Source organism: uncultured Psychromonas sp., from assembly GCF_947489755.1.
In the GTDB taxonomy this organism is placed as follows: domain Bacteria; phylum Pseudomonadota; class Gammaproteobacteria; order Enterobacterales; family Psychromonadaceae; genus Psychromonas.
The window spans coordinates 149,300-171,930 of the sequence record NZ_CANLFB010000001.1; the positions used below are offsets into that span (position 1 = coordinate 149,300).

At 36.5% G+C, this 22,631-nt stretch carries 23 protein-coding genes; 11 read left to right on the top strand and 12 right to left on the bottom strand.

Features of this window, described 5'->3' with window-relative positions:
* Positions 1–82 precede the first annotated feature (82 nt).
* The 3 genes from rpe to trpS are packed head-to-tail and all read left to right on the top strand — an operon-like array spanning position 83 to position 2,461.
* Positions 83–754 carry a ribulose-phosphate 3-epimerase gene (rpe, locus tag Q0794_RS00735; protein ID WP_137297370.1) on the top strand — a complete coding sequence of 224 codons (672 nt, stop codon included), beginning with the start codon at positions 83–85 and terminating at the stop codon, positions 752–754.
* 12 nt (positions 755–766) lie between these two features.
* Positions 767–1,438 (top strand): phosphoglycolate phosphatase, encoded by a 672-nt coding sequence (locus Q0794_RS00740; protein ID WP_298939465.1) that lies wholly within the window; start codon positions 767–769, stop codon positions 1,436–1,438.
* A gap of 21 nt (positions 1,439–1,459) precedes the next feature.
* On the top strand, positions 1,460–2,461 hold the full coding sequence (gene trpS / locus Q0794_RS00745) for a tryptophan--tRNA ligase (RefSeq protein ID WP_298939466.1): 1,002 nt from the start codon (positions 1,460–1,462) through the stop codon (positions 2,459–2,461).
* Positions 2,462–2,600: 139 nt separating this feature from the next.
* Here trpS and gloA read toward each other — a convergent pair whose 3' ends face one another.
* The 3 genes from gloA to plsY all read right to left on the bottom strand — a co-directional run bounded on the left by gloA (position 2,601) and on the right by plsY (position 4,265).
* Positions 2,601–3,011, bottom strand: a complete 411-nt coding sequence (gene gloA, locus Q0794_RS00750; RefSeq protein WP_298939467.1) for a lactoylglutathione lyase — start codon at positions 3,009–3,011, stop codon at positions 2,601–2,603.
* A gap of 107 nt (positions 3,012–3,118) precedes the next feature.
* Positions 3,119–3,544, bottom strand: coding sequence for a cytochrome c5 family protein (locus tag Q0794_RS00755; RefSeq protein ID WP_298939468.1), 426 nt, complete (start codon positions 3,542–3,544; stop codon positions 3,119–3,121).
* 124 nt (positions 3,545–3,668) lie between these two features.
* A complete protein-coding gene (plsY, locus tag Q0794_RS00760) occupies positions 3,669–4,265 on the bottom strand; it encodes a glycerol-3-phosphate 1-O-acyltransferase PlsY (RefSeq protein ID WP_298939469.1) in 597 nt (198 codons plus the stop codon).
* A 171-nt stretch (positions 4,266–4,436) separates the two neighbouring features.
* Between plsY and folB the strand changes: the two genes are divergently transcribed.
* Genes folB through Q0794_RS00775 form a run of 3 tightly spaced genes read left to right on the top strand, consistent with a single transcriptional unit; the run spans position 4,437 to position 6,112 of the window.
* Complete coding sequence (gene folB / locus Q0794_RS00765; RefSeq protein WP_298939470.1) at positions 4,437–4,790, top strand: dihydroneopterin aldolase; 354 nt, start codon at positions 4,437–4,439, stop codon at positions 4,788–4,790.
* Positions 4,790–5,278 carry a 2-amino-4-hydroxy-6-hydroxymethyldihydropteridine diphosphokinase gene (gene folK / locus Q0794_RS00770; RefSeq protein WP_298939471.1) on the top strand — a complete coding sequence of 163 codons (489 nt, stop codon included), beginning with the start codon at positions 4,790–4,792 and terminating at the stop codon, positions 5,276–5,278. Before folB ends, folK begins: the two co-directional genes overlap by 1 nt.
* 33 nt (positions 5,279–5,311) lie before the next feature.
* Complete coding sequence (locus Q0794_RS00775; protein WP_298939472.1) at positions 5,312–6,112, top strand: undecaprenyl-diphosphate phosphatase; 801 nt, start codon at positions 5,312–5,314, stop codon at positions 6,110–6,112.
* An 84-nt stretch (positions 6,113–6,196) separates the two neighbouring features.
* Here Q0794_RS00775 and Q0794_RS00780 read toward each other — a convergent pair whose 3' ends face one another.
* The gene (locus Q0794_RS00780) at positions 6,197–7,435 is read right to left on the bottom strand and encodes a multifunctional CCA addition/repair protein (RefSeq protein ID WP_298939473.1); all 1,239 of its coding nucleotides are present in this window, start codon (positions 7,433–7,435) and stop codon (positions 6,197–6,199) included.
* A gap of 183 nt (positions 7,436–7,618) precedes the next feature.
* Here Q0794_RS00780 and Q0794_RS00785 point away from each other — a divergent pair, with 183 nt between their 5' ends.
* Entirely contained in the window at positions 7,619–9,235 is a 1,617-nt protein-coding gene (locus Q0794_RS00785; protein ID WP_298939474.1) for an ExeA family protein, read from the top strand.
* Between the two features lie 7 nt (positions 9,236–9,242).
* Positions 9,243–10,034, top strand: coding sequence for a general secretion pathway protein GspB (locus Q0794_RS00790; RefSeq protein WP_298939475.1), 792 nt, complete (start codon positions 9,243–9,245; stop codon positions 10,032–10,034).
* A gap of 147 nt (positions 10,035–10,181) precedes the next feature.
* Here the strand turns inward: Q0794_RS00790 and Q0794_RS00795 are convergent, their stop codons facing one another.
* The 3 genes from Q0794_RS00795 to Q0794_RS00805 all read right to left on the bottom strand — a co-directional run bounded on the left by Q0794_RS00795 (position 10,182) and on the right by Q0794_RS00805 (position 12,857).
* Positions 10,182–10,784, bottom strand: coding sequence for a TIGR04211 family SH3 domain-containing protein (locus Q0794_RS00795; protein WP_298939476.1), 603 nt, complete (start codon positions 10,782–10,784; stop codon positions 10,182–10,184).
* Positions 10,785–10,894: 110 nt separating this feature from the next.
* Positions 10,895–12,160 carry an inorganic phosphate transporter gene (locus tag Q0794_RS00800; protein ID WP_298939477.1) on the bottom strand — a complete coding sequence of 422 codons (1,266 nt, stop codon included), beginning with the start codon at positions 12,158–12,160 and terminating at the stop codon, positions 10,895–10,897.
* Positions 12,161–12,176: 16 nt separating this feature from the next.
* Positions 12,177–12,857, bottom strand: a complete 681-nt coding sequence (locus Q0794_RS00805; protein ID WP_298939478.1) for a TIGR00153 family protein — start codon at positions 12,855–12,857, stop codon at positions 12,177–12,179.
* 179 nt (positions 12,858–13,036) lie between these two features.
* On the opposite strand from Q0794_RS00805, the gene Q0794_RS00810 reads away from it, so the two are divergent.
* Complete coding sequence (locus Q0794_RS00810) at positions 13,037–14,548, top strand: CYTH and CHAD domain-containing protein (protein ID WP_298939479.1); 1,512 nt, start codon at positions 13,037–13,039, stop codon at positions 14,546–14,548.
* Between the two features lie 204 nt (positions 14,549–14,752).
* Positions 14,753–15,901: a methyl-accepting chemotaxis protein gene (locus Q0794_RS00815; protein ID WP_298939480.1), complete on the top strand. Its 1,149-nt coding sequence runs from the start codon at positions 14,753–14,755 to the stop codon at positions 15,899–15,901.
* 137 nt (positions 15,902–16,038) lie between these two features.
* Here Q0794_RS00815 and Q0794_RS00820 read toward each other — a convergent pair whose 3' ends face one another.
* The 4 genes from Q0794_RS00820 to Q0794_RS00835 form a co-directional block, all read right to left on the bottom strand.
* On the bottom strand, positions 16,039–16,380 hold the full coding sequence (locus Q0794_RS00820; protein WP_201288131.1) for a hypothetical protein: 342 nt from the start codon (positions 16,378–16,380) through the stop codon (positions 16,039–16,041).
* Positions 16,381–16,382: 2 nt separating this feature from the next.
* Positions 16,383–17,030 (bottom strand): hypothetical protein, encoded by a 648-nt coding sequence (locus Q0794_RS00825; RefSeq protein WP_298939481.1) that lies wholly within the window; start codon positions 17,028–17,030, stop codon positions 16,383–16,385.
* Between the two features lie 190 nt (positions 17,031–17,220).
* Complete coding sequence (locus Q0794_RS00830; RefSeq protein ID WP_298939482.1) at positions 17,221–17,904, bottom strand: PspA/IM30 family protein; 684 nt, start codon at positions 17,902–17,904, stop codon at positions 17,221–17,223.
* 13 nt (positions 17,905–17,917) lie between these two features.
* On the bottom strand, positions 17,918–18,331 hold the full coding sequence (locus Q0794_RS00835; RefSeq protein ID WP_160064548.1) for a YjfI family protein: 414 nt from the start codon (positions 18,329–18,331) through the stop codon (positions 17,918–17,920).
* Between the two features lie 306 nt (positions 18,332–18,637).
* Between Q0794_RS00835 and glnE the strand changes: the two genes are divergently transcribed.
* The gene (glnE, locus tag Q0794_RS00840) at positions 18,638–21,493 is read left to right on the top strand and encodes a bifunctional [glutamate--ammonia ligase]-adenylyl-L-tyrosine phosphorylase/[glutamate--ammonia-ligase] adenylyltransferase (protein ID WP_298939483.1); all 2,856 of its coding nucleotides are present in this window, start codon (positions 18,638–18,640) and stop codon (positions 21,491–21,493) included.
* A gap of 111 nt (positions 21,494–21,604) precedes the next feature.
* Here the strand turns inward: glnE and lpxL are convergent, their stop codons facing one another.
* A complete protein-coding gene (lpxL, locus tag Q0794_RS00845; RefSeq protein ID WP_298939484.1) occupies positions 21,605–22,537 on the bottom strand; it encodes an LpxL/LpxP family Kdo(2)-lipid IV(A) lauroyl/palmitoleoyl acyltransferase in 933 nt (310 codons plus the stop codon).
* Positions 22,538–22,631 lie beyond the last annotated feature (94 nt).

The window sequence follows — 22,631 nt, forward strand, 5'->3', positions numbered from 1 at the left end:
ATAAAAATTAGTGTGTTAGGCATGGCTTAGGTAGAATAATACATTCATTATTTAGCTTATTTCTATCCAGGGACAAACTACCATGACTGATTATTTAATTGCACCTTCGATCCTCTCTGCAGACTTTGCTCGTTTAGGCGAAGATGTTCAAAAAGTATTAGACGATGGTGCCGATGTAGTGCATTTTGATGTAATGGACAATCATTACGTACCTAACCTAACGATCGGTCCAATGGTTTGTAAAGCATTACGTGACTTCGGTATTACAGCACCAATCGACGTACATCTAATGGTAGAGCCTGTCGATACTATGATTGTTGAGTTTGCTAATGCTGGTGCATCAATTATTACTTTCCACCCAGATGCTTCAAAACATGTCGATCGTTCATTACAGTTAATTAAAGACCATGGTTGTAAAGCTGGATTGGTATTAAATCCTGCCTCTTCATTAGAAGAATTAACACATGTTATGGATAGACTTGATGTGGTGTTATTAATGTCGGTAAACCCTGGTTTTGGTGGTCAATCATTCATTCCTCATACACTTGAAAAACTACGCCAAGTACGTAAATTAATCGATGATAGTGGCCGAGATATTCGCCTACAAGTAGATGGCGGCGTTAAAACTGACAATATTAAAGAGATTGCAGAAGCAGGTGCAGATATGTTTGTTGCAGGTTCAGCTATCTTTAATCAGCCAGACTATAAAGCGGTTATTGACGATATGCGCGAACAGCTAGCTCAAGTAAAATAGAGATGAGTTGATATGTCCCCAATTACTGATATTAAACTAATTTGTTTTGACCTTGATGGTACGTTAGTTAATAGCGTACCAGACTTACGTCTGGCATTAAATTCAATGCTAGACGATTTATCATTACCCAATGTGAATGGTCTAATTGTTAAAACATGGGTAGGTGATGGTATCCCAAAAATGGTTGAACGTTGTTTATTGCACGTTCAAGATAAGACGATATCTGATGCCGAATTAACGCAAGCCGTGACGATATTTGAAGGTTATTACCAACAATTTCTAAATACTGAGTCTGGTTTATACCCCGCAGTAAAAAGTACTTTATTTTCATTACAAGATAAAGGCTATAAAATTGCTTTGATCACTAATAAATCAGAAAAATTCCTCCCTAAATTACTAAAGTATTTTGGAATAAATCGTTGTTTTGATTTATTAATTGGCGGTGATACGTTAGTTAAAAATAAACCTGATGCAATGCAAGTTAATCACGCCTGTGAGCATTTCAATATCAGTCAATCTCAAACCGTGATGGTAGGGGATTCTCGTAACGATATTTTAGCGGGTAAAAATGCACAGGTAAAAACTATCGCGTTAACTTATGGGTATAACTTCGGTGATCCGATTGCGGATATGAACCCAGATTATCTTATTAATCATTTCGACGAATTATTAACATTGCTTTAAAAGCAGTGAAGGAAAGAAACAATGACTAAACCAGTTGTATTAAGTGGCTGCCAACCATCAGGTGGCTTAACTATCGGTAACTATATGGGCGCATTGCGTCAATGGGTTGTAATGCAAGAAACACACGACTGTTTATTCTGTCTTGTTGATTTACATGCGATCACAGTGCGTCAAGATCCAAAAGCCTTACGCAGTGCTATTTATGATGGTTTAGCGATGTATCAAGCTGTGGGTATTGACCCACAAAAAAGTACTATGTTTATTCAATCTCAAGTGCCTGAGCATGCTGAATTATCTTGGATTTTAAATTGTCATACACAAATGGGTGAATTAAACCGTATGACGCAGTTTAAAGATAAATCACAAAAGAACGTGACGAATATTAATGCAGGGTTATATAGCTACCCAGTATTAATGGCGGCAGATATTTTATTATACGGTCCACAAAGTGTACCTGTTGGTAGCGATCAGAAGCAGCATCTTGAATTAGCACGAGATATTGCAACGCGTTTCAATAATGCTTACGGTGATACTTTTGTTGTGCCAGAACCTGCTATCCCAGAGCATGGTGCACGTATTATGAGCTTGCAAGAGCCAACCAAGAAAATGTCTAAATCTGATGATAACGAAAAGAACTTCATTGCGTTATTGGAAGACCCTAAGAAGATAGCGAAGAAAATTAAAAGTGCAGCAACAGACTCTGATGAACAAGCGCGCATCTATTTTGATACGGCGGAAAAACCAGGTGTTTCTAATCTGCTAACATTGCTTTCATGCTCTACTGGTAAATCAATCGAAAGCTTGATTCCTGAATATGAAGATAAAATGTATGGGCACTTAAAATCAGATACAGCAGATGCTGTTGTTACACTTTTAGAGCCAATTCAAGCTCGTTTTAAAGCGTTACGTGCTGATGAAGCTGCATTGCAGGCGATGGCAAGAGTAGGGGCATATAAAGCACGTGAACGAGCAGCGGAGACACTTGCTAAAGTGTATGATCGTGTGGGTTTCCTACCTAAATAAAACCATTTATTACACCAATAATAAGACGTAATAAATAGATAAAAAAAGGCTGATATTGAATCAGCCTTTTTTATTTGAACATTTATATGTCGTTTTCCATTCAATACTGACTCATCAAGCTAAATAATGAGTCTATTAATTAACTTTCGCCTAATCCTTTGCCAGCATCTTTCTTGTTAATTAATTCAATCATATAACCATCAGGGTCTTTTACAAACGCAATCACGGTAGTACCGCCTTTTACTGGTCCTGCTTCACGCGTGATAATGCCACCTAAGCTTTTTATTTTTTCACAAGTTTGGTAAATATCATCTGTTTCAATCGCGATATGGCCATAAGCATTACCTAGGTCATAAGCGTCTGTACCCCAGTTATAAGTTAATTCAATAACTGTTGTGTCAAGTTCATCGCCGTAACCTAAAAATGCAAGTGTATACTTATATTCAGCATTTTCTGACTGGCGTAACAATTTCATATCCAGTACATTTTGGTAAAAATCTAATGATTTTTGTAAATCAGTAACACGTAACATAGTGTGTAATAAACGCATAATACTTGTCCTTTGTCGAAAATAGCTATAAAAAAAGACGAATATCAATTCGTCTTTTTATCATTTTTTATAATGCACAAGTTCAATAATAAAGGCTTTAGCGTTTATTATAAACCCTCAGTTAAGAACTTAACTGTGGCAATAATTTCATCGTCGCTACAATTACTACAAGTTCCTTTAGCTGGCATTGCATTAAAGCCTGAAAGAGCATGTTTAATTAACGTTTCTTCACCTTGTGCTATACGAGGTCCCCATGCTGCAGCATCTCCTTTGATTGGCGCTCCAGCAGCACCAGTGCCATGGCAGGCTATACAAAATGTACCGTAAACTTGCTCACCAGTGCGTGGTTCTGCAGGCTCATCTGATGCACTAGCGGTATTAGCAGTGACAATTTCACCATCTATATATACATCACTAATAGGAGCGATACGACTGGCAATCGCTTCATCAGAGAAATCTTGTGCAAAGCTTGATACGCTGAACAAGCTCATTGAAAGAGTGATAAATAGGCTGAGACGTTTAATAAGGGTCACATGAACTCCTGTAAGTGTTAATAAAATGCCAATATTTTTACCAATCCTGGTAATTATTGTGTATTTGCTGTGATTTTTTCAATTATAACGAGATTGCCTTTAACTACCAATCTCTTTATGGATATTATTGTTTCCAGTTCACTATTTTCTTTTCTTTACCTGTTAATAAACGTCGAATATTACTGATATGTCTCAGAATGATTAAACATGAAAGCATTAATACAGGCAAAGTGAACTCTGGTTTGATGTAGTTTACAAAAACGGGAGCTGCAATGGCAGTGACAATGGCAGCCAAAGAAGCATATCCACTGATCGCTACAGTTAATAACCATGTAATAACAACTAGCCCTGTCATATCCATTCCCAAAGGCAGTAATGTACCTAATCCAGTAGCGACAGCTTTTCCGCCTTTGAAGTCAAAGTAAGGCGGGAATATATGCCCTAAGCAAGTTGCGATGCCGATTAGCCCAATGCCAATAGGTGGAATACCAATAAAGTAAGCTAAATAAACGGGCAAAGTGCCTTTTAATAGGTCAAATAACAGCACTAAACTGGCTGCTTGGGCATGATGTATTCGTAATATATTAGTTGCACCAGGGTTTTTTGAACCATGCAATCTTGGATCTGGCCATCCTTTGAACTTACACAATAAAATAGCGCCATTTAAAGCGCCTAAGAAGTAAGACAATATACTAAAAATAAGTGTTGCCAGTATTATCATGGTACTTATTTCGTCCTATTAAGGTAAAATACGGCGCGATTATAATAGATACTTAGGTAAATTTTTTATCAACCCATTATAATATTCAGTTTAGCGGTCGAGTTTACTCGCTAACAAGTACAAAAAAAAGCACCGTTGTATAAAAATAACAATAGTTAAGGGATTTAAAAAATGGATATTGTTTTTATCAAACAGTTACAAGTAATTAGCAAAATTGGTGTTTATGGTTGGGAAAAAGGAGTGCAACAAAAGTTGTATTTTGACCTAGAAATGGCTTTTGATAATAAACCGGCAGCTGATAGCGATGAGATTAATCTTGCATTGAATTATTTTAGTGTTTCTGAGCGCGTCAATCAGTTTGCACAACAGAACCAATTTGAATTAATTGAAACCATGGCAGAACGTGTTGCCGCATTGATTATGGAAGAGTTTTCAGTGACATGGATAAAATTAACATTACATAAACCTGGTGCATTAGCTAATGCGCAGAGTTTAGGTGTACAAATTGAGCGTGGAAGAAAGTAGTGGCTCATATTTTTGTTGGTGTCGGCTCTAGTATCAATCGACAAGACAATATTCGAGAAGGGATACTGTTATTAACAGATAACTTTGGTGAGCTCAAGTTATCCAGTATTTTTGAAAGTGAGTCAGTGGGTTTTAAAGGGGGGCTTTTTTATAATTTAGTCGTGGAACTAAATAGCGAGTTATCAATCTCACTGGTTATACAAAAACTCAAGCAAATAGAAGTGCAATTAGGTCGCCCTGAAAAAGCCATTAAATATGCGCCAAGAACGCTGGATTTAGATTTATTGTTATATGATCAAGAAATAGATCATGCATTGGATCTTCCTCGTGCAGAGATCACCAAAAATGCTTTTGTGCTTCAACCTTTAGCTGAGTTAGCGCCAACATTAATCCATCCTATTTTAGGGGTTAGTTACCAGTCTTTATGGTCGCAGTATCCGACGGGTAAACAAAAGTTATGGAAAGTAGCATCGCCAATATTAAGTTAATACAGTGATTTTACATAAGCAGATGAGATAAAAATGAGTATTTTAGAGATTGTTGTATTAGCTTTGATTCAAGGATTAACTGAGTTTTTACCTATTTCCAGTTCAGCACATTTAATTTTACCGTCAGTATTATTAGGTTGGCAAGATCAAGGTTTAGCTTTTGATTTAATGTTGAATATTGGCACCTTAGCGGCAGTATTAATCTATTTCTATCGTGAAGTGACTAATATGTCGGTTGCCTGGGTGGGGTCAGTAAAAAATAAAAAACAGACTCAAGACAGCAAGTTAGCATGGTGGATCATATGGTCAACTATTCCTGCAGCTGCAGTTGGTTTTTTAGGCAAAGATTATATTGAAGCGTATTTACGTAGTGGCTACGTCATTGCTGTTACGACTGTTTTATTTGGTTTATTACTTTGGTGGGCAGATGCAAAAGCAACACAAGTAAAAACTGAATATCAAACAGGATTAAAAGGGGCTATTATTTTAGGTTTTGCGCAAGCATTGGCTTTAATACCTGGCACATCTCGTTCTGGTATTACTATTACTGCCGGACTAATGCTTGGTTTAACACGTAATGCTGCTGCTCGCTTTTCTTTTTTAATGTCAATTCCAATTATTGCCATGGCATCGGGGTATGATTTATTAAAGTTTGTTTTATCCGATGAATATGTTGATTGGCCATCTTTGTTCTTAGGCGCTGGCGTTTCATTTATTAGCGCGATTTTATGTATTCATGTATTTTTAATCTTATTAAATAAAGTCGGTATGCTACCGTTTGTTATTTATCGATTAATATTAGGAGCGTCTCTGTTTTATATTTTAGCAGGCTAAAGCAAGGTATTTTACGATAAACTCAACGAAAAAACGGTTTTAGTGCCGTTTTTTATCGATCAAGATATTGAGTGTGATGATAGCTTATTGTTCATCCCGCTTCTGAGAATCTTTGAATTTTTGTACCAATGAAATTCGTTGCTCATTCAGTTTTTTTCTAATATCTGCTCCTTGAAAGCCTTGCGCTATAATTTCTTGAATATCTACTTTCAACGCGTTTTGAAATGCCTCCCACATATAATCTGCGGTAGGGTAGGGTAATAATTCAAAACCTGTTCTACCTTTAGAATCAGCTACGCAACATTGCAACATTTGTTGAAAGCGATGTGGTTTTCGCCATGCATCACATTTATCCATAATACCGACTGCCGTACTGGCTCTAAGCTCAAAAGCACTGTGAATATTGGTGTGATGTTCACTGACTAATAATGCTAAGTCTCGACATTCATTTGGTACTTTAAGGCGTTTACAGAATTTCTTAATCACTGATAAACCTTTAAAACCATGCCCTTTATGACTTGGCCATTCGCTTTCTGGTGTTAATGCTTTCCCTAAGTCATGTACTAAACAAGCAAAACGAAAGGCAACGGAGTCTGACAATAAACAAGCTTGTTCCACCACCATTAAAGTATGAATACCAGTATCAATTTCTGGATGCCAACGTTTAGGGGCTGGTACACCATATAAATTATCAATTTCAGGAAATAAAGCGGCTAATGCACCACAGTCTCGTAATACTTGAAAATAAACCTGTGGGCTATCTGTTTGTAAGGCTTTTTCTGTTTCCACCCAGACTCGCTCAGGCGTTAAACTTTGTAACTCTCCACTTAGCGAAATCTCTTTCATTAGAGTGAGAGTCTCTGGGGCAATATAAAAACCAAGTTTGGCGAAGCGAGCGGCAAAACGAGCAACCCTTAACACTCTTAAGGGATCTTCGCTGAATGCTGGGCTAATGTGACGTAATATTTTGTTTTTTAAGTCTTGTTGTCCGAAATAAGGATCGACCAGTTGCTTGTCTTCAGATTGGGCAATGGCATTGATAGTGAGATCGCGTCTGGCTAAATCATCTTCTAAACTGACATCTTGCCCTGCATAACAACTAAACCCAGTATATCCGATACCTTGTTTACGTTCAGTTCTAGCTAATGCATACTCTTCACCAGTATTAGGGTGAAGAAAGACGGGAAAGTCTTTACCAACTTGAGTAAAACCATTGTTTAACATTTCTTCTGGGGTGCTATTAATGACAACAAAATCATGGTCTTTGACTTCGAGGCCTAATAATTTATCTCTAACTGCGCCGCCGACTAAAAATACACGCATTGTTTCCCCCCTTAATGAATAATTTAGTTATTATACCGAAACTAGTTAAATATGCAGAAGCTTGTCTGTTTCATTAATAACAATTGTCATCAATATGTGATCTAATATGATGGTTAATAATCTTTATCGGTTATTTATGTCCATTGTTACTAATATGGCTCAACATTTTGTCTAAGGTTTATAATGTACCAAGAATTTTTTTCTTTGAAAGAACAACCATTCTCGATTTCACCTGATCCTGATTTCTTATTTTTAAGTGATCGCCATAAAGAAGCGTTAGCTCACCTAATGTATGGATTGTTAGGTAATGGTGGTTTTGTGTTACTAACGGGCGAAGTTGGAACAGGTAAAACCACCGTATGCCGTGCTCTCTTACAAGATATCTCTGAAGATACAGATATTGCTTATATACTTAACCCTGCTCAAACAGAGATTGAGTTATTAGCGACCATTTGTGATCAGCTAAAAATTGCTTATGATGTTGATAGAGCGAGCTTAAAAACGTTATTTGATGCTATTAGTGGTTGGATGCTTGATAACCTAGAAAAAGGGCGCAGTGCGATCGTATTGATCGATGAAGCTCAGCATCTTAGTTTTTCTGTTCTCGAACAATTAAGATTATTAACTAATATAGAATCAAACAACAAAAAGCCATTACAAGTTATTTTAATTGGGCAAACTGAATTACAACAAAAGCTCAAAGAAAATGAATTACGCCAATTAGCGCAACGCATTACTGCTCGTTACCACCTATTACCGCTAACCTTACAAGAAAGTGAATTTTATATTCAGCATCGGTTAAATGTGGCGGGAGCAAGTACACCTATCTTTGAAACCAAGTTACTTAAGCGAATTTTTAAATATAGTCGCGGTGTACCGAGGTTAATCAACTTGATATGTGACCGTAGTATGCTTTGTGCTTATAGTCAAAACTCACCTAAAGTAACGGCTAAAATGATTGATTTAGCGGTAAAAGAGATTGATTTAAGCCTTAATGATAAAAATGAAGGTAAATCATTTAAATCAGGTTGGCGCATTCTACTACTATTAGTGTTAACTGCGTTTACTGCTATTCAAGCCCCTAAAATATTCCATAATTTTAATCAGCCAAGAGAATCAATTGAAACAATAAGTGAATTTAATTTATCTAATACTGTTCCTGTACAGTCTAGAGCGGTTAGCACTTCTTCTTTCAATAACTTATCTTGGTTTGATAATTACCCTGAATTAGATTTAAGTAATGGTGAGTTTTCACATGCGTTAAAAACGCTTTATGCCGTATGGGGTTACGAGGTTAGCTTGGATAAAGCAAGTTGTACCGAGGGCGAGACGGCTGCATTACAGTGCTTTTCAGAGAATACTTCACTGCAAAAATTAGAACAATTAAATTATCCCGCTGTTATTGAGTTAGTCAGTGATGAGGATTCTATTTATGCGGTACTTTATAAAATAAATGAAAAATATGAGTTATTGATTGGAACCCAAAAAATAAAAGTAAATCGAGCATGGTTAACAGAGTATTGGACCGGTGAACTAACACTATTATGGCAAGTTCCTTTTGATATTACTAAACCATTAAGGTTTGGTGAAAAAGGCGATAGAGTTTTATGGTTAACCACACAATTAAAGCGTTTGTATGGCACGTCTGAAAGTCCTAAAAGTCGCTTTGATTGGAAAGTAAAAGACAAAGTCACTGAGTTCCAGATGAATAATAATTTAGTCGCTGATGGTATTGTTGGCCGACAAACATTGATGCCGTTAGTACAACAATTAGATACAAAAATACCATCATTATTATAGAGGCAGTATGTCCACCATATTAAAAGCATTAGAGAAAAATAAAGAAAAAAATAAAGCTATTATTATTGATAAATCAGTGGATTCGACTTGGAAATTAATGATGGCTGCTGCGTTGCTAGTGATTGTTATATTATTAGCGATAGTGGTGTTTTTGTTATTTAAACCAACCGTTGAAACAGTTAAGCCAATACCTTATGTACCTTCAGTCGCTGAGTTAATACATGCTGCGCCTGAAAAACAAAATCCATACTATGATAGTTTAGTAAGTGACGTTGATTTTAATACTAAGCCTTTGCCTACCGTATTGAAAAAGGTTGAAATGGAATGGACACCTGCGGTAAAAGCGACGGTAAAGAATTCAGTTGCAAAAAGTGCAGAATCAGATCAATTAATTATCGACGGTTCTGTTCCAAAAAGATCCATTTCTAGTCAAAAAGATACTAATCATATCTCTCTTGATGATGTGCCTGATGATTTGCAACAGCGTTTTGCGTTAGCGGTAGAAGAAGAAAAAAATACTACTTTTACTGAATATGTCGATAAAGATGAAGAGCTAGTCACTTCTGATATTGCATCAATGCCTGCTCGATTTCAATATAGAGTACCTGTGATGCGCTATGATTCACATGTTTATTCGACCGAAGCGAAAGATCGTTGGATACGCATTAATGGCGTTGATTTACGTGTTGGAGAATCTCTTGGCGAAATAGAATTAGTCGATATATTACCTCAGCAAAGTATATTCCGTCTTGGTAATCAAAGCTTTACATTAGAATCCTTGCAGGATTGGAAAGGGTAGTTTCTAATCTAGGTAATTACTTTAAAGTGTTTTTTAAGCTAGAAAGTTAAAGTCTAAAATAAAGTTATAAAAAACGCACTAATGTGCGTTTTTCATCTTTAAGCAATGACCTGTTAATACAGGTAGATATTACTTAATTTTTGCTCTTTACCAGTTGTCAGTACGCTTTTTACGACGAGGTAAGAATGGAAGAATTAAACCCACTAACATACCAAAGAATAAAACACTGCCGCCATACATTAACCATTCCATTTTAATACGCTCATCTTTAGTTGATTGTAATAAATCTAATTCCATATTACGTTCTTTTAAATCTTCGATGGTATCGCGTAGCGCTCTTTTTTCACTATCAAGTTGCGCAATGAGGCTGTCTTTATCAATAATAGCTTGCTCTTTATCTGAGTTAGCTTTTGCATTATCACTATTGATGGTGTTTAACTTATCTTGACTTGCTTGAAATTTCTTTTGTATTTCAGGTAGTAATGATTTTGCTGGTGGTTGTTTTTGAATTTCAGATGTTTTAACCCAACCCACTCTACCCGTTGGTGTTTTTACTTGCGTAAAGTTTGTTTTCTCATTGTATTTTAAAGTATTAACGGATGTACCTACTTCGATAGTACCAATAATACGATATTGTAAACTTGGACCAGAGTGCATGTAGATAGATAGCTCATCACTGACGTATTGTGTCGCAGCAAAACTACTGAATGGGAATAAAAAACACAGTAAAAGTAATTTGATTGATTTCAAAAGAAAGACCTTTTAGCAAATAAATTGAGCAATCATTCTAAAAGTTATTGAAGCTCAGTAAAAGCAAAAAGAGAGCCTAAGCTCTCTTTTTTCGATTTGAAGTATTAATTTTAAGAAAAAATACTCTTTAATATATAGAAGAATATAATCGATAAACCGGCACCGATAGGTAATGTCACTACCCATGAAATAACGATATTACGTACGACACCTAAATTCAAGGCTGCAATACCTCTCGCCATGCCAACACCTAATACCGCACCCACTAATGTTTGTGTTGTTGAAATAGGTAAACCAGTACCAGATGCAATAACAACGGTAGAAGCGGCAGCTAATTCCGCTGCAAAACCACGACTAGGTGTTAAATGCGTAATACCATGGCCAATTGTTGCCATTACACGCTTACCGAATATCGCTAAGCCTAATACAATACCAACACCGCCTAATGGTAAAATCCACCAAGCTAATTCAGCTTTAGCTGTAATTTGACCGCCATGCTCAACAATGCTGACCACTGCTGCTAGTGGACCAATTGCATTGGCAACATCGTTTGAACCATGTGCAAATGCCATCGCACATGCAGTGACAATCATTAAAACAGAGAATATTTTTTCTACATTAGCAAAATGCATTTGCTTGTCTGCTTTAGGGTCAATTTTAACTCGATTAACAAATATTTTACCGACAATAGAGACTAGCGCACCCACTATAACAGCTAATATAATCGCTTCCATCGTACTAAAGTGTAAACCAACGTGTTTAAGACCCTTAGTGATCGTCACTAAAGATAATATGAAGCCCGCTAAAAACATGTAAAAAGGAACATAGCGTTTTGCATTCGTTATTGGATCTTTAGTATTAAATATCAGCTTTTGTGAGCTCATAAAAATAAAGTAAGCAATAATGCCGGAAATAAGCGGTGTCACTATCCAACTACCAATAATGCCTCCTACTTTACTCCATGTCACACTATCTACACCCACACCTACCGCAGAGAAGCCTACAATAGCACCTACAATCGAGTGTGTTGTAGAAACTGGCCAACCGAAGTAAGACGCAATAATTAACCATAAACCAGCCGCTAACAAAGCTGCTGTCATACCGTAAACAAGTAATTCAGGTTGCTCTATAAAATATGAAGCATCAATAATACCTTTGCGTATTGTTGAGGTTACTTCGCCACCCGCTAAATAAGCGCCTGCAAATTCAAAAATCATTGCAATAATAATAGCTTGTTTGATCGTTAGTGCTTTTGAACCAACAGAGGTTCCCATTGCATTAGCAACGTCATTTGCACCAATACCCCAAGCCATTAAAAAGCCTACTGCGCCAGCAAACATAACTAACATGCTGCCGTATGTATTTATAATATCCATCTTTAAGTCCTTAGAGCTACGATCTAGCTAGAATAAGTTCTAACTGGGTGCCGATTAATTCTGAGTGATCTGCAAGACTGCCAACCCATTCTAGAATTTTATACAAAAACATTACATCTACAGGTTTGTAATTATCTTCAATGGCTAATAAATTGCGACGAAGTTTGATTTGTAATGAATCTGTATCATCTTCAATCGTTTCAAGTACTTCAATCATTTTAGTGACGATGTCTACTTCACGGCCTTTAAAGCCTGCTTCTAGTAATTCATCTAACCCATTAATTGCGTGTTTTGCTTGTTGGATAGCATCTAAACTACGTTGTACGTATGCCATAAAATCAACAAAAATTTCGCTTGGTATTTGTAGCTGACGGCCAAAAATACGTCCTGCTATATCTTTTGCTGTATTAGCAATTTTATCTTGACGATTAACAAGCTCTAATAAATCAGCTCGGTCAATCGGCATAAACAAACCTTTTGGAAGCGTTAAACGTAATTCACGTTTAAGTTCATCAGCTTGTTTTTCATATTGAGATATTTGCTTACGTATTTTCTCTGCTTCAACCCAGTCATTTTTTGAACTGGCTTCAAAGAAAGGTAATAACAACTCACTACATACTGCTACTTTGTCCATGTGTAATTGGATCGGTTTGATTGGAGATTTTGCAAACACTCCAAATATCGAATTAACTGGCATGATTCACCTTAGGTTTTGATGGTTGGGTAACCACATTCTAGTTCAGTTGAACATCTAATATGCGGCGCATGTTAACTTTCTTTTGCACACAATAGAACATCAATTTAGTATAATTGAGAAAATTTTACGATTAAAAATGATCCAGGCTATTAAATTAAGGGTAATTTTCGGTATATATTATGGAAACAGAGATAGAAATTAAGTTTTTTTTTAATGCACACTTCGCCGACGAACTGCTGAATAAAATAAGCCAACACACGGTTATTTCTCATAAAGATCAAATGATGTACAACGTCTATTTTGAGACTGCTTCACGTGCACTGAGAATGATGGACATGGGCTTAAGAGTGCGTCGTATTGATGACCAATACACTCAAACCATTAAAACATCTGGTCGCGTTATCGGAGGCTTACATCAACGCCCTGAATATAATGAACCTATTGAAGGCTTAGAGCCTGAGTTAACTCGATTCAATAATAAAATTTGGCCCAAAGGTTGTAATTTAAATGAGTTACAAGAACAAATTTCACCATTATTTAGTACAGATTTCAGACGCTTACACTGGTTGTTAGAAATGCAAGAAGGCACATTAATCGAAGTCGCTTATGATTGCGGAAAAATTATAGCCAATCAAGGTGAGACAGATATTTGTGAAATTGAATTAGAGTTGGTGAAGGGAGATGAAGCTCAATTATTTATTTTAGCGCAAGATATTGCCTCTTTACCGCAAGTTCGTTTAGGTAATGTCAGTAAAGCACAACGTGGTTATATGCTCACAGAAGGGGCTCATTTCTCAGTTAAACCGATTGACTTTTCTACCTTAAATCCAGAGATGGTTTTACGTGAAGCATTGTCTGTTAATTTTCAACATGGTTTAAAGCACCTTCAATATCATGAGCATTGTTACCTTGAAGGAGGGGATTTTGACGCTTTAGTTGAAGTGCAGAAAAGCATTATGTTTTTGCATCAAAATATTCATCTTTTTAAGGAGGCAGGCACTTCATTTGTCGGTTATGCGTGGGTTGAAGACCTACAATGGCTAGCAAGAAGCTTTTCATGGGTTGACGAACGCTTGGTTTTTAGAAAATTATTAGAAAATAAAGCCTATTACATTCGTAAACTACCTCGATTAAAACAATTACAAAAAGATTTACGTTTAGCTGATCAGGCGCTGCCAAGTGAAGAGGATATTTTTAATATTTTACACAGCTCTCGCTATTGTCACTTTGTTTTAGGGTTAACCCAATGGCTAATTTCGTTAGAAAAAATGGCCGATACTGAAAGTGATTCATCGTCTCTGCTGACATTTTCCGATATGGTTTTAACAGAAGGGTGGTCGAAATTAAAAATGGCTTTATCTTCTGAGCCGCTGTTAACAACGGATAATTTATTACAGAATCAAGGCTTATTAACGGCAAACTTAATGACTGGTTTTAGTCTTGGTAACTTATTTGATGCAGAAAAAAGTGCAGAGTACTGTTACCCGTGGCTAGATATTTATCAAGGTATTCAAGAGCTTTCGATGCTTGGTGCTATTTCTGAGCTCGCTGTTGATGAAGAAGACATTGTCGTACAGGCTGAATACTTTAAATGGGTGAAACGTAAACAATTCTCTTTACTAAGTGCGATTGAACAATCCAAACAACGTGCTATTGCTAATGAAATGTATTGGCTTGATTCAGAGAGTTAACGGATATTTTTTCTAAAGCACACAAAAAAGAAGAAGCAAGCGATCAAAAGAAAATAATGTAGAGAGTAATAGATCACAAATTCTCTACATTTAACCTTAAATAGGTATATTTATCGTTGTTATTACTAATGTTTTCTTTCACCTTGTCGATAAGTTAAGTAACGTCTATTTATCTTTTCTTATTTTCTTCTTTTGAGTGAATTTATGGTGCAAATACAACTGAACGGTTTAGAACAAAAATTAGTCAACACTTCTGCTTTAGGGAAAGGTTTTATTTTATTCATTATTGGAGCGATATTTACATTATTACTTAATCAATTTTTTCCTTTTAATTTAGCCCCGGCATTCATTCTTATTACTTTGTTAAGCTTAACCGTTGTTTGGCAAAATTATTGCCATCAAAAACAAGTACTAGTCTTAAAGCAATATATTGAAGAGCCTCAATCATCTAAACCAGATCAATTGAAAGGTGCATTTTCTGAATTGTATTTATGTGCGATTCAAGAAGCGGCTAACGCAAAAAATAAAACTGAGCAAAATGCGAATGCAATGGCCAAGCTCCATGAAGTCATAGAGCAATTCAGTAGTTGTATGGAAATCGTTAATGAATCAATTGCTGAGGAGTTCGACCAAATAGGATCGTTAGCAACGGCCATGAATGAAATGACAGCGGCTGTAAAAGAAGTAGAAGGGAATGCGGAAAGTGCATCCGTTTCTACTTTAGAAGCGACAAATGTTGCTGAAGAGGGACGTAATGCCGTTGATGCAACTATCTCTTCTATTAATACACTATCAAGAAATATTGATGACTCTGCAACTGCTGTTAATAACGTAGAAATGAAAGTTGAAAGTATTGGCAGTGTCGTTGATACCATTCGCAGTATTTCCGACCAAACTAACTTATTAGCATTAAATGCCGCGATTGAAGCCGCTCGTGCAGGGGAAGCTGGACGTGGTTTTGCAGTGGTCGCTGATGAAGTTCGAAATCTGGCTAAACGCACCCAGGATGCTACCGTTGAGATTCAAGGAATGATTGAGTTGCTACAACAAAGTGCACAACAAGCGGTTGGTTTAATGGATAGTAGCGTTAAAGAAGCTGAAATAGGCGTAACTGAAGTGACTAAAGCGGGTATTAAATTGTCCGATATTGTGGGCAAAGTAAATCATATCTCAGATCTTAATTACCAAATAGCTTCAGCTTCAAAAGAACAAGCGACAGTGGCTGATGATATTAATAGTAACCTGGTACAAGTGAAAGAAACCGTTGAAGGTTCGGTGGTTGTATTGAAAGAAGTGACAGAAATGACAGAAGAAATTCTAGGTTATTCTATGCAACTCACTAAAGCATCGTAGCCATCAAGTTATTAAAGTGATTATGATTAAAACGTCATGTATGAAACTTAATACGATATATTAATAAAAAGCACTGATAATCAGTGCTTTTTATTATGAGAATGAAAAGCTAATCATCTCTATCATGTAATTAATCATTACTCTTCTTCAAAGTATTCACTGTAAGTTGCAAACTTAGTGAGCTCTTCGATCACACACTTTTTAATATCAAGCTGGTTTTCTGCCGCAATATTATAACGAAGGCCCAATTGAATATAGTCATCGGTACTTAAACTAACGGTTAAACGAGGGCGTTTGGGTTTTTTATGTGTTGGTAACTCTAATAAGTCACGAATTTTCTCTGAAGGGCTAATACCTTCATCTAATGCACTACGGCGAATGCTATATTGCAGCTTACTATCCATATCAAAAGCAATTTGTACCGCTTTGACTACTTTTGCTGATTGCTGCCATTTTTTAGGTAATTCACCATTGGGCATGATTACTCTCCTTTTATCCATAATTCCGCAATGTCACTAGCTGGGCGTAAGCTAGATAAATAAACATCGGTATCACCATTTTCAAAAATAAATATTTCTATTAAACGTAAACCTTTATTGCCTTCTAATGAGAAGTATTGAAACTCACGACCATGCTCTTGGTCGGTAAACTCTGGCGGTTTGCTATCTCGGTAATCTGCTTGGTGGATGTAGCCTGATGTTTCAAAATCTTGTTGGATATACTCGGTCGCTAACATATCCCCATAACTGTGTTGTTCAGTTAATGGTGTTAACCGTGCTTTTCCAGGCGCTTCAAAAATTTCTGAAAAATCGTCTAAATTAAATAAGGTTTCAACTTCAGCGCGACTTAATAACAAACTACATTTAATCAGATTTTTAGGGTTTTTAGGGAAGCTGACATAAACTAGCTTCTCACTTGTGCCTTGGCTAATAAGTTGTATGTAATGTTCATGGCTAAATTCAATCGTGACGATGTCATTAACTTGTAATTGTTGCTTACGCATCGCTTCTGGTAATGCAAAACTATCACCGAAACAGAATATATCACCGTTTAACAATTGATTAGGTTCACTTAAAACACGAGTAGGTACGGCAGGTTTTTTATTAAATAACGATTTTAAAAAGCGCATAGGGATCCTTAAACTAACCGTATTAACTACTTGAGTTAATACTACATAGAAATATTAGGTAGAAAAATAACATATTTTAATGGATATGACCGTATCGTAATGATGGCAGACGATTATTTATAGTCATTAACGTAAAAAACACGACGAGCATCCGCTGGTCGTGTTTGTATTTTAATTACGTGAAGATAGATTATTTATTTTTTAAACGATCTAATACTGATTGCGCACTATTTTTTTGTTCGCCAATGCCAGCTTCTTGTAATTTATTTTTTAATGTTTGCTCTGGTGTTTCAGATTCTAATTGCTCAGCCGCTTTTAATTTATCGTCAAACATCGCTTGTTTTTTCTTAATACGCTCAAGAGAATCTTTTGCATTTAACAACTTAGAGTTACTTGCCGTAAAGTTATCTGTAATCGCAGATGTTGCTTTCTGTACGCTTTCAGTTGTTTTTACCATGGTTAACTGACGTTTATATTCAGTTAATTGACGCTCGCTCTTTTTGATCAGTTCTTTTAAGCGATCGGCACTTTTTAAGAAGCTTTCATTTGCTTGTTGTTGCTCAGCCGCTGTCGTTTCTAATTCAGAAATTTTCTCAGCAACTTCAATCGCTAATGCTTCATTACCCTGGTTTAGGGCTTGCATTGCGTAACCTTCGTGCTCTTTAATACTTGCTTGTAACTGTGCTAACTCACGTGCTGCTTGCATTTGCTTCGCCATCACTTCTGTTAGGTCGCGTTTTGCAATCGTAACGTGCTTTTCTGAATCACGGATTTCTTGTTCAAAAATTCTTGTTGAATTGGCATCTACAATTGCTTCACCAGCTTCAGTTGCACCACCACGTACTGCAGTAATAATTTTTTTAAATATGCTCATTGTAAACTCCGAATTAATTTAAGTAACTATCCATTTCACTGATCACTTCAAGGCTGTTATCGCTTAGAGTAACTAGTTCAAGCTCAATATCTTCGAGGCTTGAGTTGATTGATAGCGCGCCAAAAACAACGTATTTGTCTTCAACTTTAGCAAAAGCAGATAGTGGCATTGGGATGTTCATTTCTAACATCGCTTCCATCATATTTGCTTTTAGTTCTGATTTGATTTCATCTTCGCCCCATAAGTAGGCAATGCATAAAATTTGGTTATCACTAATAGAAACAAAAATTGGTATCTCTTCACGACCAATAATTTCTACTTGTAGTACATCTATCTCACCATCAATAGGTGTGCAGTCAAAATTAAAGCCCGTTTCGGTATCGTCTGCTAACTTGTTTAGATGTGTAGCAATAGTATGAATATTCATCTTGTCCCTTAACCGTTTGACATTAAATGTCTTGTGAGTGTTAATTTAGCCCCCATGGCATTATATGTCAATGGGTTTGTGTTTTTTATTTGTATGAACTTAATTTAACAATGGAGCAATAGTTTAATCAAAATTTACTGAGTACGCATATTTAAGGTTACGAGTTATCGGTGTTTATTTCATTACTCGTATTACAATAATGCGGTCTTTAAATCACTTTTCAATGATTAAGTGTTAAAAATTACTGATCGGATTTAAAACTCCTGTTAAGTTAATGAATAGTCTAATTTTTAACATGGATAATTTATGTCTTTATTAAAAGCTGCTGCGCAAAAACACATTCAACAATTGAGCGAACGTTTTGATTTATCAACGCTGAGCGAGCAACAACAGGAAACGTTATTTCAAGTTTTTTCTCTCAGTGATTTTGTGGCTAATTCATTAATAAAACAGCCAGATATTATCCCTCTTTTATTTGAGAGCGACTTATTAATTAGCGCTGATCGTAAAAGTAATTTAATCGATGAATTAAAAGCAGTATTAGCAGGTACCGAAACCGAGACTCAATTACACCATTCTTTACGCCTTTTTAGACGTAAACATATGGTCGTGATTGCATGGCGTGAGCTATTAAATCTAAGCTCTTTAAAAGAAAGTTTTGAGCATATTTCACTATTAGCTGATCAATTAATTCTACAAGGCCTAGATTGGTTATATCAACTGCAATGTAAAGAACAGGGCACACCCTTTGGAGAGTCAGGTAAACAGCAAACGATGTTTATTTTTGCGATGGGTAAATTAGGCGGTAAAGAGCTTAACTTTTCTTCTGATATCGATCTTATTTTTTCCTATCCTGAGCGTGGCGTAACCCAAGGTGGACGTCGTGTTATTGAAAACTCAGCTTTTTTCACTAAATTAGGTCAGCGCCTAATTGCCGCTTTGCACCAGATTACCGTTGATGGTTTTGTTTATCGAGTGGATATGCGTTTACGACCTTTTGGCGAATCTGGCCCCTTAGTGACAACGTTTAATTCCATAGAAGATTATTACCAAACCCAAGGGCGAGAGTGGGAACGATATGCAATGGTTAAAGCGCGGGTGTTAGGGCAAGAGGGGAATGATAAAGAAGAGCTAAAAAACATGCTAAAACCCTTTGTTTTTAGACGCTATATTGACTTCAGCGCGATTGATTCATTACGAAAAATGAAAGCGATGATCAGCGCCGAAGTTCGCCGTAAAGGACTTAAAGATAATATTAAATTAGGGATGGGGGGGATTCGTGAAATTGAGTTTGTTGCTCAAGCATTTCAACTCATTCATGGCGGTCGTCATGTAGAACTTCAATGTAAAGGGTTGCAAGAGACATTGCAGGTTATTGCTGATATTAATGTCTTACCCCAAGAGCGTGTTGATTGTTTATTAAATTCTTATCACTTCCTTCGTACTGTTGAAAATGTATTACAGCAAATTGGAGATCAACAAACTCAAACATTACCAGACAATGAACTCGATAAATTGCGTTTAACTAAAGTCATGAAGTTTGATGATTGGGAACATTTTTATACACGTTTGAGCCAAGTCATGGTTAATGTGCATGATGAATTTAATTGGGTTATTGGTGAGTCTGAAGAACAACAAAATGAAGCTGAAGAAACATTTATAGAAATGTGGGAATTACAATTAAGTGGCGATGAAATCGAACCACTTTTAACTGAAAATATTGATAATAATGAAGTCAATCCAGAGCAAGTCAGTGCGTTTGCAAAAATGATTGTGTCATTAAAATCGGATCTAACTCGACGCCCTATAGGGCCTCGAGGACAAGAAACGATTGATAAGTTACTACCACGATTAATTTCATTGATTTGTGGTTATCCACAGCCTGACAAATTATTTGAGCGTATTCATCATTTATTACTTAATATCGTTAGTCGTACTGCGTACTTAGAGTTACTAAATGAAAATGAAGGTGCGTTGAAGCAACTATTAAAATTATGTGCTGAAAGTCCTCGAGTCTCTGCTCAGTTAGCACGTCACCCTATTTTACTTGATGAACTACTAGACCCTCAAAAGCTTTATCACCCGACAGCGTTAGGTAGTTATAGAAGTGAGTTACAACTGTTTATGTTACGTATCCCTGAAGACGATATGGAACAACAAATGGAAGCGTTACGTCAGTTTAAACAAATGCAGTTTTTACATATTGCGACTGCCGATATCGCGAAAGGTATCAAATTACCACAAGTGAGCGACCATTTAACTTGTCTCAGTGAAGCTATCCTAGATTATGTGGTGCAGATAGCGTGGGCACAAATAACCTATAAATTTGGTTTGCCTAGCAACGTGATAGGAACAGACAAAAAAGGCTTCGCGGTCATTGGTTACGGAAAAATGGGCGGATTAGAGCTAGGTTATGACTCAGATTTAGATGTGGTTTTTTTACATGAAAATAATATATTAGGTGTTACGAATGGTGAGCGATCTATTGACAACCAGCTATTTTACTTTCGTTTAGCGCAGCGCATTATTCATTTATTTAGTACTCGCACGAATTCTGGGATTTTGTATGAAATCGATATGCGTTTGCGTCCCTCAGGAGATTCCGGCCCTTTAGTGGCTAGTTTAGCGGGATTTAATCGTTATTTAAAAGAGAATGCGTGGACATGGGAGCATCAGGCATTAGTTAGAACGCGTCCGGTATTTATAGATTCAATAATGGCTGAAGAATTTGCCCAAATACGTTCACAAGTGTTAAGCCAACAACGTGACCTTGATAAGTTACGTACTGATGTATCAGAAATGCGGTTGAAAATGCGACAGCATTTAAATCGAGCTGCTAGTGGAGAATTTGATCTTAAGCAATCACCCGGTGGAATGGTTGATATTGAGTTTATAGCACAATATTTAGTACTCGCTAATGCTAATAAATTTCCAGAGTTATTAACAAAATGGTCAGATAACTTACGTATTTTTGCTGCATGTCAGGAAGCTGGGTTATTAACATCGCAACAAGCCACTGAATTAATTAATGCTTATTGCCATATTCGAGATGCGGGACATCGTTTATCTTTAGGTAAAGAAACACGAATTGCTGCGATAGAGCAGTTTACTGAAGAACGTAAAGTTGTTATTAACGTTTGGGAACAGTTGTTTAGTGAATAAATATGCCGGATGAAGCAATAAAGCATGACCGATGAAATAATAAAGGATGAGTAAATTACAGGTACTCATCCTTTATTATTAGAAATATTGATTCAATAAGCTGTTCTTGCGCTATTCTTGAAATGCATAAAGTGAGGGTTCACCTGCTGGGCGAGTTTTAAAACGGCGATGCAACCACATGTATTGGTCATCACATTCTTTTACCATTCGCTCTACTTGTTGATTTGTACGCGTTGTATCGGCTATTAAATCATTGCTTGGAAAGTCGTTGAGTGGTTCATAAAAAACCAATTCATAGCCTTCATTACCTGGTAAACGCTTCAAAAAAACGGGTATAACAGCACTATTCTTAACACGAGCCAATGTACTGGTGCCTGATACTGTATTTGCTTGTTCAACATTAAAGAACGGGGCAAAAACACTACTTTTATGTCTTCCGTAATCATGATCTGGTGCATACCATAATGCTTGGCCTGTTTTTAATACGCGTAACATTGCTTTGAAGTCTTTACGGTCTAACATTGATTTATGCTCTCGCATTCTTCCTCGATAAAACCAATAATCTAATACTTCGTTACTATTTTTACGATAGACGGCATGGCTAGGATGCGTTAATCCTAAGGTTCGAGCGCCCATTTCTAGTGTTAGAAAGTGTGCTCCTAAAAAAATAATGCCTTTATCTTGTCGTGTTGCTTGTTGTAAATGCTCAAGTCCACGCACTTTTAATAATCCACGTACACGCCACGTTGGCCAAAACCATGCCATGCCCATTTCTAGTAATGCAATACCAGTATTTTCAAAGTTAGTTTTTACTTTTTGATCTATCTGCTCAGATGTCAGTTCTGGAAAACAAAGCTCAAGGTTACGACGAGCGGTCTCAAAACGATTTTTAGCAAAAGGGGTCGATAAGCGCCCAAGTAACTTACCTAATTTAAGTAAGGTTGAATAAGGTAATAATGACGTTAAAAAAAGTGTTAAAATACCTAGCCAAGCAAGCCAATACTTCGGGTGGATAAAACTAGATTTTAATTTGTATGCATCCATAAATTGCTCTCTATATTTTGGAAGCATTATTCTACCGACTATTCCTGAAAATGACTATTTTGTAGTTAAATCTTTTCTAGTACCTGTTATATTC

Bases quoted from the DNA above. Each gene is read 5' to 3' on its own strand.
- rpe (WP_137297370.1), top strand. From the start codon at position 83: ATGACTGATTATTTAATTGCACCTTCGATCCTCTCTGCAGACTTTGCT.
- Q0794_RS00740 (WP_298939465.1), top strand. From the start codon at position 767: ATGTCCCCAATTACTGATATTAAACTAATTTGTTTTGACCTTGATGGT.
- trpS (WP_298939466.1), top strand. From the start codon at position 1,460: ATGACTAAACCAGTTGTATTAAGTGGCTGCCAACCATCAGGTGGCTTA.
- gloA (WP_298939467.1), bottom strand. From the start codon at position 3,011: ATGCGTTTATTACACACTATGTTACGTGTTACTGATTTACAAAAATCA.
- plsY (WP_298939469.1), bottom strand. From the start codon at position 4,265: ATGATAATACTGGCAACACTTATTTTTAGTATATTGTCTTACTTCTTA.
- folB (WP_298939470.1), top strand. From the start codon at position 4,437: ATGGATATTGTTTTTATCAAACAGTTACAAGTAATTAGCAAAATTGGT.
- Q0794_RS00775 (WP_298939472.1), top strand. From the start codon at position 5,312: ATGAGTATTTTAGAGATTGTTGTATTAGCTTTGATTCAAGGATTAACT.
- Q0794_RS00780 (WP_298939473.1), bottom strand. From the start codon at position 7,435: ATGCGTGTATTTTTAGTCGGCGGCGCAGTTAGAGATAAATTATTAGGC.
- Q0794_RS00785 (WP_298939474.1), top strand. From the start codon at position 7,619: ATGTACCAAGAATTTTTTTCTTTGAAAGAACAACCATTCTCGATTTCA.
- Q0794_RS00790 (WP_298939475.1), top strand. From the start codon at position 9,243: ATGTCCACCATATTAAAAGCATTAGAGAAAAATAAAGAAAAAAATAAA.
- Q0794_RS00800 (WP_298939477.1), bottom strand. From the start codon at position 12,160: ATGGATATTATAAATACATACGGCAGCATGTTAGTTATGTTTGCTGGC.
- Q0794_RS00805 (WP_298939478.1), bottom strand. From the start codon at position 12,857: ATGCCAGTTAATTCGATATTTGGAGTGTTTGCAAAATCTCCAATCAAA.
- Q0794_RS00810 (WP_298939479.1), top strand. From the start codon at position 13,037: ATGGAAACAGAGATAGAAATTAAGTTTTTTTTTAATGCACACTTCGCC.
- Q0794_RS00815 (WP_298939480.1), top strand. From the start codon at position 14,753: ATGGTGCAAATACAACTGAACGGTTTAGAACAAAAATTAGTCAACACT.
- Q0794_RS00820 (WP_201288131.1), bottom strand. From the start codon at position 16,380: ATGCCCAATGGTGAATTACCTAAAAAATGGCAGCAATCAGCAAAAGTA.
- Q0794_RS00825 (WP_298939481.1), bottom strand. From the start codon at position 17,030: ATGCGCTTTTTAAAATCGTTATTTAATAAAAAACCTGCCGTACCTACT.
- Q0794_RS00830 (WP_298939482.1), bottom strand. From the start codon at position 17,904: ATGAGCATATTTAAAAAAATTATTACTGCAGTACGTGGTGGTGCAACT.
- Q0794_RS00835 (WP_160064548.1), bottom strand. From the start codon at position 18,331: ATGAATATTCATACTATTGCTACACATCTAAACAAGTTAGCAGACGAT.
- glnE (WP_298939483.1), top strand. From the start codon at position 18,638: ATGTCTTTATTAAAAGCTGCTGCGCAAAAACACATTCAACAATTGAGC.
- lpxL (WP_298939484.1), bottom strand. From the start codon at position 22,537: ATGGATGCATACAAATTAAAATCTAGTTTTATCCACCCGAAGTATTGG.